The sequence below is a fragment of the Streptomyces sp. NPDC001373 genome, from assembly GCF_042895815.1.
Taxonomy (GTDB): domain Bacteria; phylum Actinomycetota; class Actinomycetes; order Streptomycetales; family Streptomycetaceae; genus Streptomyces.
This window is the reverse complement of the sequence record NZ_JBIAWQ010000020.1, coordinates 117652-129677: the sequence shown is the minus strand read 5'-3', so window position 1 is coordinate 129677 and position 12026 is coordinate 117652. Positions and strand designations below refer to the sequence as shown.

The 12026-nt window shown below is 71.7% G+C and carries 11 protein-coding genes; 6 read left to right on the top strand and 5 right to left on the bottom strand.

The genetic code is table 11. The features are described 5' to 3' along the window. Window positions 1–719: homocysteine S-methyltransferase family protein (locus ACFY15_RS31295; protein ID WP_390826490.1), on the bottom strand; the 719-nt coding region annotated here is incomplete at its 3' end. A gap of 253 nt (window positions 720–972) precedes the next feature. Between ACFY15_RS31295 and ACFY15_RS31290 the strand changes: the two genes are divergently transcribed. The 5 genes from ACFY15_RS31290 (at window position 973) to ACFY15_RS31270 (ending at window position 7234) form a co-directional block, all read left to right on the top strand. Next, window positions 973–1740 (top strand): IclR family transcriptional regulator, encoded by a 768-nt coding sequence (locus ACFY15_RS31290; protein ID WP_390689995.1) that lies wholly within the window; start codon window positions 973–975, stop codon window positions 1738–1740. A gap of 325 nt (window positions 1741–2065) precedes the next feature. Beyond that, window positions 2066–2848 (top strand): MIP/aquaporin family protein, encoded by a 783-nt coding sequence (locus tag ACFY15_RS31285; RefSeq protein ID WP_042811466.1) that lies wholly within the window; start codon window positions 2066–2068, stop codon window positions 2846–2848. Window positions 2849–2927: 79 nt separating this feature from the next. After that, the gene (gene glpK / locus ACFY15_RS31280; RefSeq protein WP_390689994.1) at window positions 2928–4469 is read left to right on the top strand and encodes a glycerol kinase GlpK; all 1542 of its coding nucleotides are present in this window, start codon (window positions 2928–2930) and stop codon (window positions 4467–4469) included. 38 nt (window positions 4470–4507) lie between these two features. Beyond that, entirely contained in the window at window positions 4508–6115 is a 1608-nt protein-coding gene (locus ACFY15_RS31275) for an FAD-dependent oxidoreductase (RefSeq protein ID WP_390826489.1), read from the top strand. A gap of 126 nt (window positions 6116–6241) precedes the next feature. Then, window positions 6242–7234 carry a PAC2 family protein gene (locus ACFY15_RS31270; protein ID WP_390689992.1) on the top strand — a complete coding sequence of 331 codons (993 nt, stop codon included), beginning with the start codon at window positions 6242–6244 and terminating at the stop codon, window positions 7232–7234. A 214-nt stretch (window positions 7235–7448) separates the two neighbouring features. Here the strand turns inward: ACFY15_RS31270 and mshC are convergent, their stop codons facing one another. From mshC to ACFY15_RS31250, 4 genes are all read right to left on the bottom strand, one after another. Continuing rightward, window positions 7449–8678: a cysteine--1-D-myo-inosityl 2-amino-2-deoxy-alpha-D-glucopyranoside ligase gene (gene mshC / locus ACFY15_RS31265; RefSeq protein ID WP_390689991.1), complete on the bottom strand. Its 1230-nt coding sequence runs from the start codon at window positions 8676–8678 to the stop codon at window positions 7449–7451. Window positions 8679–8798: 120 nt separating this feature from the next. Next, complete coding sequence (locus ACFY15_RS31260) at window positions 8799–9635, bottom strand: SCO1664 family protein (protein ID WP_390689990.1); 837 nt, start codon at window positions 9633–9635, stop codon at window positions 8799–8801. Continuing rightward, window positions 9599–10189: a DUF3090 domain-containing protein gene (locus ACFY15_RS31255; protein WP_390689989.1), complete on the bottom strand. Its 591-nt coding sequence runs from the start codon at window positions 10187–10189 to the stop codon at window positions 9599–9601. Before ACFY15_RS31255 ends, ACFY15_RS31260 begins: the two co-directional genes overlap by 37 nt. 74 nt (window positions 10190–10263) lie before the next feature. After that, on the bottom strand, window positions 10264–10971 hold the full coding sequence (locus ACFY15_RS31250; protein ID WP_390689988.1) for a histidine phosphatase family protein: 708 nt from the start codon (window positions 10969–10971) through the stop codon (window positions 10264–10266). A 54-nt stretch (window positions 10972–11025) separates the two neighbouring features. Between ACFY15_RS31250 and corA the strand changes: the two genes are divergently transcribed. Continuing rightward, on the top strand, window positions 11026–12018 hold the full coding sequence (gene corA, locus ACFY15_RS31245; protein ID WP_390826488.1) for a magnesium/cobalt transporter CorA: 993 nt from the start codon (window positions 11026–11028) through the stop codon (window positions 12016–12018). Window positions 12019–12026: the final 8 nt, after the last annotated feature.

Sequence of the window (12026 nt, the reverse complement as noted above, 5' to 3'; positions counted from 1 at the left end):
CCCGTCGCACAGTTCAGACCGATCATGTCGATCCCCAACGGCTCCAACGCCGTCAGCGCCGCACCGATCTCCGAACCCAGCAGCATCGTGCCGGTGGTCTCGACGGTGACGGAGCAGATCAGCGGGACGCTGACGCCGAGGGCCTCCATGGCACGGCGGGCGCCGATGACGGAGGACTTGGTCTGGAGGAGGTCCTGGGTGGTCTCGACGAGGAGCGCGTCGGCGCCGCCGGAGATCAGGCCCTCGGCGTTGACCTGGTAGGCGTCGCGGATCTGGGCGTAGCCGATGTGTCCGAGGGTGGGGAGCTTGGTGCCGGGGCCGATGGAGCCGAGCACCCAGCGCTGCTGTCCGGTGGAGGCGGTGAACTCGTCGGCGACCTCGCGGGCGATGCGGGCGCCGGCCTCGGAGAGCTCGAAGTTGCGTTCGGGGATGTCGTACTCGGCGAGGGCGGCGTAGTTGGCGCCGAAGGTGTTGGTCTCGACGCAGTCCACGCCCACCGAGAAGTACGCCTCGTGCACCGAGCGGACGATGTCGGGGCGGGTGAGGTTCAGGACCTCGTTGCAGCCTTCGAGCTGCTGGAAGTCTTCCAGGGTGGGGTCCTGTGCCTGGAGCATGGTTCCCATGGCTCCGTCGGCGACGACCACGCGGGTCGCGAGCGCCTCTCGGAGGGCATCGGCCCGGGTCTGGGTGTCTGCGGGCGGGTTCGGCAACGAGGCCATGGTCGAGCTCCCTGGGGTGCGACGGCTGTCGGCTTTGCTCCCCCGCTGTGTCGGGGGTGCACGCGGTCAGGGTAACCGCGCGGCACCCGCCCCGGTGAGGGCGTCCCACGTGGCGGACTGCATTCTGTGCGCGGGGGTCGCACGGACGGGTGCGCTGGTCGGCGGCACACCGGAAAACACCCAACCATGCACGAGGTCGGCATCGACCGATAGTGTTCAGCATTGTCGAACTACGTCAGCAGGAGGCTGCGCGATGGCACGGAACATCCAGTCGCTCGAACGAGCCGCTGCGATGCTGCGGCTCCTGGCCGGCGGGGAGCGCCGGCTGGGACTCTCGGACGTGGCGTCCGCCCTGGGGCTGGCCAAGGGCACGGCGCACGGGATCCTGCGCACGCTCCAGGCCGAGGGCTTCGTGGAGCAGGACCCCGCTTCCGGCCGCTACCAGCTGGGCGCGGAGCTGCTGCGGCTGGGCAACAGCTACCTGGACGTCCACGAGCTGCGCGCCCGCGCGCTGGTGTGGACGGACGACCTGGCCCGGGCGAGCGGCGAGAGCGTGTACGTGGGCGTGCTCCACCAGAGCGGGGTGCTGATCATGCACCACGTGTTCCGGCCGGACGACAGCCGTCAGGTGCTGGAGGTGGGGGCCATGCAGCCGCTGCACTCCACCGCCCTGGGCAAGGTGCTGTCGGCCTACGACCCCGTGGCGCACACGGAGGCCCTGGACGGCGAGCGGGAGGCCTTCACACCCCGGACGGTGACCGACGCGGCGGGCTTCGAGGAGATCCTCGACCTGACCCGGGCGCGCGGCTGGGCGGCGGACGTCGAGGAGACCTGGGAGGGCATCGCCTCGGTGGCGGCGCCGATCCACGACCGGCGCCGGATGCCGGTCGGCGCGGTGGCCGTCGCGGGCGCCGTGGAGCGGGTCTGCGGGGAGTCCGGCGAGCCCCGTCCGGCCCTGGTGGCCTCCGTACGGGACTGCGCGCGGTCGGTTTCGCGCGACCTCGGAGCAGGCCGGTTCTGAGCTTGACCTGATCCATCCGGTCCACCCCATGGCCGCGTCCCGCGCCATTCGGGTGGACCTCGTCGTTTCCGGCCCGGCCATTGGCTTGATTTGGGCGATCGTACCGAGTGGTAACGATCCGGTTCTTTGACCTGGTCAGGCCTTGACGCGTTCTGAACCCAGGCGGAAAACTGCCGTTCATCGGTCGGCATTGTCGAACACCTACCGGCAATACGCGTTAGGCTAGGGCGAGGCCATGGACCGGTGAAGCACTCACCGAGTGTGCGGACCCACCGGAGGGACCCGGTGTCCGCCCACCCCTGGACGTAAGACAAAGGAGTCGCGGGTGTCCAGCTCCGACATCTTCATCGGCGAGACCATCGGTACCGCCCTGCTCACTCTGCTCGGCGGCGGCGTGTGCGCCGCCCTCACGCTCAAGAGCTCCAAGGCCCGCGGCGCGGGCTGGCTCGCGATCACCTTCGGGTGGGGCTTCGCCGTCCTGATCGCCGCCTACGTCTCCGCGCCGCTCTCCGGTGCGCACCTCAACCCGGCCGTCACCGTCGGCATAGCCGTCAAGACCGGCGAGTGGGGCGACGTCCCCGTCTACCTCGCGGGCCAGCTGCTCGGCGCCATGCTCGGCGCGGTCCTGATGTGGATCACGTACTACGGCCAGTTCCGCGCCCACCTGGCGGACCCCGAGAACATCAAGGACGCCAAGCTCGGTCCCGAGGACCCGCACCCGCACGACGTCGCCGGCCCGGTGCTCGGCATCTTCTCGACCGGCCCCGAGATCCGCAACGTGGTCCAGAACCTCGCCACGGAGATCATCGGCACCTTCGTCCTCGTCATCGCGATCCTCACCCAGGGTCTCCAGGGCGACGGCAAGGGACTCGGCGTCATCGGTGTCCTCATCACCTCCTTCGTGGTCGTCGGCATCGGCCTCTCGCTGGGCGGCCCGACCGGCTACGCCATCAACCCGGTCCGCGACCTCGGTCCCCGCATAGTCCACGCCCTGCTCCCGCTGCCCAGCAAGGGCGGCTCGGACTGGGGCTACTCCTGGATCCCGGTGGTCGGCCCGCTCGTCGGTGCCGCGCTCGCCGGCGGTCTGTACAACATCGCGTTCGCCTGATCAGCTTCGGCCGCGTTCGTAAGATCCGCACCGCCCTCCTGATTCCGCCTACTCAACAGATCTGCCAGGAGCAGCCACCATGACCAGCAGCACCGGCCCCTTCATCGCCGCGATCGACCAGGGCACCACCTCTTCCCGCTGCATCGTCTTCGACCGCGACGGCCGCATCGTCGCCGTCGACCAGAAGGAACACGAGCAGATCTTCCCGAAGCCGGGCTGGGTCGAGCACGACGCCTCCGAGATCTGGACCAACGTCCAGGAGGTCGTCGCCGGCGCCATCGCCAGGGCCGCCCAGGACATCCCGGGCTTCACCGCCGCCGACGTCAAGGCCGTCGGCATCACCAACCAGCGCGAGACCACCGTCCTGTGGGACCGCCACACCGGTGAGCCGGTGCACAACGCGCTCGTCTGGCAGGACACCCGCACCGACGCCCTGTGCAAGGAGCTCGGCCGCAACGTCGGCCAGGACCGCTTCCGCCGCGAGACCGGCCTGCCGCTGGCGAGCTACTTCGCCGGCCCGAAGGTCCGCTGGCTGCTCGACAACGTCGAGGGCCTGCGCGAGCGCGCCGAGGCCGGGGACATCCTCTTCGGCACCATGGACTCGTGGGTCATCTGGAACCTCACCGGCGGCGCCCAGGGCGGCGTGCACGTCACCGACGTCACCAACGCCTCGCGCACCATGCTGATGAACCTGCACACCCTGGCGTGGGACGAGAAGATCGCCGAGTCGATGGGCGTCCCGCTCAACGTGCTCCCCGAGATCAAGTCCTCCGCCGAGGTGTACGGTCACGTCAAGGACGGCGTCCTCGCCGGTGTCCCGGTCGCCTCGGCGCTCGGTGACCAGCAGGCCGCCCTCTTCGGCCAGACCTGCTTCGCCGAGGGCGAGGCCAAGTCCACGTACGGCACCGGCACGTTCATGCTGATGAACACCGGCGACAAGATCATCAACTCCTACAGCGGCCTGCTGACCACGGTCGGCTACCAGATCGGCGACCAGAAGCCGGTCTACGCCCTGGAGGGCTCCATCGCCGTCACCGGCTCGCTCGTCCAGTGGATGCGCGACCAGATGGGCCTGATCAAGTCCGCGGCCGAGATCGAGACCCTGGCCTCCTCCGTCGAGGACAACGGCGGCGCCTACTTCGTGCCGGCCTTCTCCGGCCTGTTCGCCCCGTACTGGCGCTCCGACGCCCGCGGTGTGATCGCCGGCCTCACCCGGTACGTCACCAAGGCGCACATCGCCCGTGCCGTCCTGGAGGCCACCGCCTGGCAGACCCGCGAGATCACCGACGCCATGACCAAGGACTCCGGCGTCGAGCTGGCGGCCCTCAAGGTCGACGGTGGTATGACCTCCAACAACCTGCTGATGCAGACGCTCTCGGACTTCCTGGACGCCCCCGTGGTCCGTCCGATGGTCGCCGAGACCACCTGCCTCGGCGCCGCCTACGCCGCCGGCCTGGCCGTCGGCTTCTGGCCGGACACCGACGCCCTGCGCGCCAACTGGCGCCGCGCGGCGGAGTGGACCCCGCGGATGCCCGCCGAGCAGCGGGACCGCGAGTACAAGAACTGGCTCAAGGCCGTCGAGCGGTCCATGGGCTGGATCGACGAAGAGAACGCCGGCTGACCGCACCAGCTGTCGAAATGACGAGGAGCTGAAGAGACATGAGCACCCTGCAGAGCGTCCCCGCACTGGGCACGCACCCGACCGCCGGCTCGAACCCGAGCCGCGCCGAGACCCGTGAGCAGCTGGCGAAGGCCACGTACGACCTGCTGGTCATCGGCGGTGGAATCCTGGGCACCTCGGTGGCCTGGCACGCCGCGCAGTCGGGTCTGCGGGTGGCCATGGTGGACGCCGGCGACTTCGCCGGCGCCACCTCCTCCGCCTCCTCGAAGCTGGTCCACGGCGGTCTGCGCTACCTGCAGACCGGCGCGGTCAAGCTGGTGGCCGAGAACCACCACGAGCGGCGGGTGCTGGCCAAGGACGTGGCCCCGCACCTGGTCAACCCGCTCACGTTCTACCTGCCGGTCTACAAGGGCGGCCCGGTGGGTGCGGCCAAGCTGGGCGCGGGCGTCTTCGCCTACTCCGCCCTCTCGGCCTTCGGCGACGGCATGGGCAAGGTCATATCCCCGGCCCGTGCCGTCGCCGACAACCCCGGCCTGAAGACCGACAACCTCAAGGCCGTCGCGGTCTACTACGACCACCAGATGAACGACTCCCGCGTCGCCGTCATGACGGTCCGCGCGGCCGTCGAGTCGGGTGCGGTCGTCCTCAACCACGCCGAGGTCACCGGCCTGCGCATGACGCGCGGCCGGGTCTCGGGTGCCGAGCTCAAGGACCGCCTCGACGGCACCGAGTTCGGCGTCGACGCCCGCGTCGTGCTCAACGCCACCGGCCCGTGGGTGGACCACCTGCGGCGCATGGAAGACAAGCACGCGCTGCCGTCGATCCGCCTCTCCAAAGGCGCGCACATCGTCATGAAGCGCAAGTCGCCGTGGAAGGCCGCCATGGCCACCCCGATCGACAAGTACCGCATCACCTTCGCCCTGCCCTGGGAGGACCAGCTCCTGCTCGGCACCACGGACGAGGTCTACGAGGGCGACCCGGCGGACGTGCGCGCCACCGAGGCCGACATCCAGCAGATCCTCGACGAGGCCGCCTTCTCCGTGAAGGACGCCGACCTCGACCGCTCCCTGATGACGTACGCCTTCGCCGGCCTGCGCGTGCTGCCGGGCGGCCCCGGCGGTGTCGAGAAGGCCAAGCGCGAGACGGTGGTCTCCGAGGGCGCGGGCGGCATGCTGTCGGTGGCCGGTGGCAAGTGGACCACGTACCGGCACATCGGCCGCGTGGTCATGGACAAGCTCGCCAAGCTCCCGGGCAGCCCGCTGACCGACGACATGGAGCCCGTGAAGTCCCTCGTGCGCCGCGTCCCGCTGCCCGGCGTCGCCAACCCGAACGCCGTCGCGCACCGCCTGCTGGTGGACCGCGAGCCCGGCGCCCGGATGGACCCGCTGACCGCCCGCCACCTGGCCTCGCACTACGGCTCGCTGGCCTTCGACATCGCCCGTCTGGCGAACGAGGACCCGGCGCTCGCCGAGCGCATCCACCCGGACGGCCCGGAGATCTGGGCGCAGGTCGCCTACGCCCGCGACCACGAGTGGGCCGAGACCGCGAACGACGTGCTGCGCCGCCGTACGACGGTGACCGTCCGCGGCCTGGACGACGAGTCCGTCCGCGCCCGTGTCGAGGAGATGCTGGCCCGCAAGGCATAGCTCGCACGCAGGTGGGGAAGAGGGGCGGTTCCGAGGGGAACCGCCCCTCTGCCGTGGGCTGTGGCGGCCGACCCCACAAGGCTTAGGCTTTCCCACGTACACAAGGAACTTCGGAAGGAGACCTGGGTGATCGAGCTTGAGGGCGTGCCCGAGCTGATCGACCCGGTCATGGTGGCCGCGTTCGAGGGCTGGAACGACGCGGGTGACGCCGCCTCCGGTGCGGTGGCGCACCTGGACCGGGAGTGGAAGGGCGAGGTCTTCGCGGCGCTCGACGCCGAGGACTACTACGACTTCCAGGTCAACCGGCCGACGGTGTTCCTGGAGCACGGGGTCAGGAAGATCACCTGGCCGACGACCCGGCTGTCGGTGGTCCGCATCGGCGGCGCGAAGCCGCGCGACCTGGTGCTGGTGCGGGGCATCGAACCGTCCATGCGGTGGCGGTCGTTCTGCAACGAGCTGCTCGGCTTCGCGCACGAACTGGGCGTGGAGATGGTCGTCATCCTCGGCGCGCTCCTCGGTGACACCCCCCACACCCGGCCGGTGCCGGTCAGCGGGGTGACGTCGGACCCGGACCTGGCGCGGACCATGGACCTGGAGGAGACCAAGTACGAGGGCCCGACGGGGATCGTGGGCGTGCTCCAGGAGGCCTGCACGCACGCGGGCGTTCCGGCGGTGTCGCTGTGGGCGGCGGTGCCGCACTACGTGTCGCAGCCGCCGAACCCCAAGGCGACGCTGGCGCTGCTGAACCGGCTGGAGGACCTGATCGACATCCGGATCCCCCTCGGGGAACTGCCGGAGGACGCGCGGGCGTGGCAGCTGGGCGTGGACCAACTGGCCGCCGAGGACAGCGAGGTGGCGGAGTACGTCCAGACGCTGGAGGAGGCGCGGGACACGGCCGACCTGCCGGAGGCGTCGGGGGACGCGATCGCGCGGGAGTTCGAGCGGTACCTGAGGCGGCGGGACCCTTCGTCCGCCGACGGGCCCTCGGACGGGTCGTACCTGCGGGACACCTCGGGCGGGCCGCGCGCCCCGAAGCGCAAGCCGGACCCCTCCGGGGAGGAGCCTGCGGCTGCGCCGCCGGAGCCGGATGAGCCGGGGGACGACTCCCCCGAGGCCTAGCAGGCCGGTTAGGGCGGGCGGGGACCCGGCGCCGATGCGCGGAGCCGGGTCCCCGACCCGCCCCCCCCCGGAGCTCCGCCCCGGACCCCGCGCGGCGTTCGAGCGCACCGGCGCGGAGCGCACGGAACGGGGTCCGGGGCGGAGCCCCGGGATACGGAGAAAGGGCGGGGCGGGGAGACGCTTCGCGCAGCGGAAGCCGCACCCCGCCCCGGAACTACAGGGCCACGCCCAGCAGGGCGTCCACCGTGCGGGAGACCAGGCCGGGGGCCGTCTCGTCCGTCTCGTCGGAGGCGAGCTGACGCTCGACCCAGCGGTCCACCGCCGCGAGAGCCGCAGGGGCGTCCAGGTCGTGGGCCAGGGCCTCGCGGACCTCCTCCACCAGACCGTCCGCCGGAACCCCGTCCGGGCGGGAGACGGCCGCGCGCCAGCGGGCCAGGCGGGCCTCCGCCTCCGCGAGGACCGCGTCCGTCCACTCCCAGTCCTCCCGGTAGTGGTGCGAGAGCAGCGCCAGGCGGATGGCCGCCGGGTCGACCCCGGCGCGCCGCAGGGCGGAGACGAAGACCAGGTTGCCCTTGGACTTCGACATCTTCTCGCCGTGCAGGGCGACCATGCCCGCGTGGACGTACGCCTTGGCCATCGGGAACTCGCCCGTCAGCGCGTGCGCGTGCGAGGCACCCATCTCGTGGTGCGGGAAGGCGAGGTCGGAGCCGCCGCCCTGGATGTCGAAGCCCATGCCCAGGTGCTCCAGGGCGATGGCAACGCACTCGATGTGCCAGCCCGGCCGGCCGCGCCCCAGCGAGGCGCCGTCCCAGCTCGGCTCGCCCGGACGGGCGGCCATCCACAGCATCGGGTCCAGGGGGTTCTTCTTGCCCGGGCGGTCCGGGTCGCCGCCGCGCTCCGCGGACAGCAGCCGCATCGCGTGCGCGTCGAGGTTCGAGACCCCGCCGAAGTGCGGGTCGGACTCCACCGAGAAGTAGGTGTCGCCTTCGAGCTCGTAGGCGGCACCCGCGTCGCGCAGCCGCTCGACCAGCGGCACGATGCCGGGTATGGCCTCGACGGCGCCGATGTAGTGCTGCGGGGGCAGCATCCGAAGGGCGGTCATGTCCTCGCGGAAGAGGGCGGTCTCGCGCTCCGCGAGCTCGGTCCAGTCGTGTCCGTCGCGCAGCGCCCGCTCCAGCAGCGGATCGTCCACGTCCGTGACGTTCTGGACGTAGTGGACCTGGCGCTTGTTGTCGAGCCACACGCGCTGCACGAGGTCGAACGCGTTGTAGGTCGCCGCGTGACCGATGTGGGTCGCGTCGTACGGCGTGATGCCGCAGACGTAGAGGCGGGCGACGGGACCGGGGTCGAGGGTGACCGTCCCCTGGGTCGCGGTGTCGTGGATCTGGAGGTCGCGGCCCTTGCCGGGCAGGGCGGGGACCTCAGAAGCGGGCCAGGCATGCATGCTTCGAGCCTAACCGGACGACTGTTCCGGAAACGAATGCGAGGCGCACTGTTGGCTTGATCGACACCCTTGCGCTCCGGCTGGAACTGTGCGTTCGCCCCCGTCGGCCGCCCGCCCTGCTCAGACGGGCGGCCAGGGGATCGCCGGCCACTGCCCGGACGGCTCCGGGTGCGTCCCGCTGCGCAGCAGCAGGGCCACGCGGGCCCGTACGGCGGCCAGCTCGGCGGGGGTGATCAGTTCGGCCAGCCGGGTGGCGAGCGGGCCGTCCTCAGCCAGCTGGGCCTCCAGGGAGGTCAGCACCGACCGCGCCTCGCCGGTCAGCGGCTCCCCCGCCCAGCCCCAGAGCAGGGTGCGCAGCTTGTCCTCCGAGTGGAAGGTCACACCGTGGTCGATCCCGTAGAGCCTGCCGTCGGGGGCGGGCAGCAGGTGGCCGCCCTTGCGGTCGCCGTTGTTGATCACGGCGTCGAGGACGGCGAGCCGGCGCAGTCTGGGGTCGTCGGCGTGGACGAGCAGGGCCGTGCGGCCCTCCCCGACCTCGGCGAGGGCGACCGCCTTCCAGCCCTCCCCGGCCTCCTCGCCGTCCACGAGCGCGAGCAGCCCCGGCTCCGGCTGTTCTCCGGCGTCGATCCAGTGCTGCACCATGCCCTCTCCATAGGGGCCGTCGCGCAGCACGGTCGTGGGCACGAGCCCCCAGCCGGTGGCCTCGGAGACGAGGTAGGCGGCGCGTTCGCGCCGGGCGAGGTTGCCGTCGGGGAAGTCCCACAGCGGCCGCTCGCCCTTGACCGGCTTGTAGACGCACTCCGCGCTGCGGCCCTCGTAGGCCACGGTGCACAGCAGTACGGCGTTCGACGCCTCGGCGATCCGGCCGCGGACGGTGAGCTCACCGCGGGTGAGCAGCTCCTCTATCGGGGTCACGGCGCTCACACCTGGCGCCGGTACCCGTTCTGGCGGGGGCACACGTGCCCCTCGGGGTCCAGGGGCAGGCTGCACAGCGGGCACGGCGGGCGGCCCGCGTTGACCACGTCCAGGGCCCGCTTGGCGAAGGCCCGGGCCTGGGCGCCGGAGAGCCGCACGCGCAGCATGGGCGGGCCGTTCTCCTCGTCCTGGAGCAGCCGCTCCTCGGCCTCGGCGAGGTCCTCGTCGGAGTCGGCGTCGAGCTCGACGAGGGCCTGGGCCTCGACGATCATGCGCTGCTGTTCGCCGTCCCAGGCGAGGGCCATCGTGCCGACGCGGAACTCCTCCTCGACAGGGACGTCGAGCGGGGCGGTGTCGGCCGCGTCGGTGGAGGCGACGGCCGGGACGGGGGCGTTGCCGCCGGTCCGCCGGACGACCTCGTCGAGCAGTTCGTCCATGCGCTCGGCGAGCGCCGCGACCTGGGTCTTCTCCAGGGAGACGCTGGTGACGCGGGGGCCCTGGGAGGCCTGGAGGAAGAAGGTGCGACGTCCAGGCAGACCGACGGTGCCCGCCACGAAGCGGTCCGGCGGGTCGTAAAGGAACACCTGACGGGGCACGACCGGTCTCCAAGTCTGGGCGGGGGCAGGGCTGCGCACTTGTGTTGGCCCTGCCACCCTACTGCGCCCTCCGATCAGGCCGCGCCCGCGCCGCCCCCCACGACCGCGTTGCCGCCGCCCTCCGCCGCGTTCTCCGCGGGCGGGGCCGCGGCCGGGATCAGGGGGGCCAGGTCGCCGGTGTCCCCGAGGCGCAGCAGGAAGGGCCTGGTGGGTGTGTAGCGGACGGCGGTGACCGAGCAGGGGTCTACGTGGATCCGCTGGAAGAGGTCGAGGTGCATGCCGAGGGCGTCGGCGACGACGGACTTGATGACGTCGCCGTGGGAGCACATGAGGAAGACGGCGTCGGCGCCGTGCTCCTCCTCGATCCGCGCGTTCCACTCGCGCACGGCGTCCACGGCGCGGTTCTGCATGGCGCGCATGGACTCGCCGCCGGGGAAGGCGGCGGCCGAGGGGTGCTGCTGGACGATCTTCATGAGGGGTTCGTCGGCGAGTTCGGACAGCTTGCGGCCCGACCAGTCGCCGTAGTGGCATTCGCCGATCCGCTCGTCGGTGTGCAGGGGCAGGCCGGGGCGGGCGGCCAGCAGCGGGGCCAGGGTCTCGCGGCAGCGCTGGAGCGGGCTGCACACGGCGGCCGCGAGCGGCACCCCGTCGAGCCGGCCGGGCAGCGCGGCCGCCTGTCCGGCGCCGCGCTCGTCGAGGGCGACCCCGGGGGTCCAGCCGGCGAGCAAGCCTGCGGTGTTGGCGGTGGACCGCCCGTGTCGTACGAGGATCAGCGTGGCCATGGGAGCAGCCTAAGCGGTGGCGCCGGCGTGCGGGCGGGCCGCGGTGGGGGAAGAATGCCCGGCGTGATTGTGGACTGCGCGATGTACCGGGAAGGCAGGCGCTCCGAGGCCCCGGGGGACCTCTCGGAGGCTCTGGCCCTGGCCCGCTCGGCCGGTGACGCCTTCCTGTGGATCGGCATGTACGAGCCGACGGAGGAGGAGTTCTCCCACGTCAGCCGTGAGTTCGGACTGCACAGGCTGGCGGTGGAGGACGCGCTGACCGCGCACCAGCGGCCGAAGCTGGAGGTCTACGACGACTCCCTGTTCGTCGTCCTCAAGCCGGTCCTGTACGACGACGACACGGACGTGGTGACCGCGGGCGAGCTGATGCTGTTCATCGGCAACTCGTTCGTGGTGACCGTCCGGCACGGCGAGGGGGCCGCACTGGCGGCCGTGCGCCGACGGCTGGAGCACGAGCCGGAGGTGCTGCGGCACGGGCCCACGGCGGTGCTGTACGCGGTGTCCGACGCGGTGGTGGACCACTACATCGAGGTGGCGGCCGAGCTCCAGGCGGACCTGGAGGAGCTGGAGGCGGAGGTTTTCGCGCCGCAGACCTCGGACACCAAGAACACCGCCGCCCGGATCTACGGGTTCAAGCGGCAGGTGCTGGAGTTCCGGCGGGCGACGAGTCCGCTGCTCCAGCCGATGGACCGGCTCGCCTTCGGCAACGTGCCCTTCGTGCACGACCACGCCCGGCCGTTCTTCCGGGACGTCGCCGACCACCTGACGAAGGCGAACGAGTACATCGAGGGGCTGGACCGGCTGCTGTCGGACGCGCTGGCCGCGCACCTGGCGCAGATGGGGGTCCGGCAGAACGACGACATGCGCAAGATCTCCGCCTGGGCGGCCATGGCGGCCGTGCCGACGATGGTGGCGGGGATCTACGGCATGAACTTCACGCACATGCCGGAGCTCGGGGAGTGGTGGGGCTATCCCGCGGTACTGGTGCTGATGGTGGGCCTGTGCCTGGGCCTGCACCGGATGTTCAAGCGGCGCGGCTGGCTGTGAGGGCCGCC

What these genes read in the sequence shown, in the direction of transcription:
- ACFY15_RS31290 (WP_390689995.1), top strand. Translation starts at nt 973, where the DNA reads ATGGCACGGAACATCCAGTCGCTCGAACGAGCCGCTGCGATGCTGCGG.
- glpK (WP_390689994.1), top strand. Translation starts at nt 2,928, where the DNA reads ATGACCAGCAGCACCGGCCCCTTCATCGCCGCGATCGACCAGGGCACC.
- ACFY15_RS31275 (WP_390826489.1), top strand. Translation starts at nt 4,508, where the DNA reads ATGAGCACCCTGCAGAGCGTCCCCGCACTGGGCACGCACCCGACCGCC.
- mshC (WP_390689991.1), bottom strand. Translation starts at nt 8,678, where the DNA reads ATGCATGCCTGGCCCGCTTCTGAGGTCCCCGCCCTGCCCGGCAAGGGC.
- ACFY15_RS31250 (WP_390689988.1), bottom strand. Translation starts at nt 10,971, where the DNA reads ATGGCCACGCTGATCCTCGTACGACACGGGCGGTCCACCGCCAACACC.
- corA (WP_390826488.1), top strand. Translation starts at nt 11,026, where the DNA reads ATGCCCGGCGTGATTGTGGACTGCGCGATGTACCGGGAAGGCAGGCGC.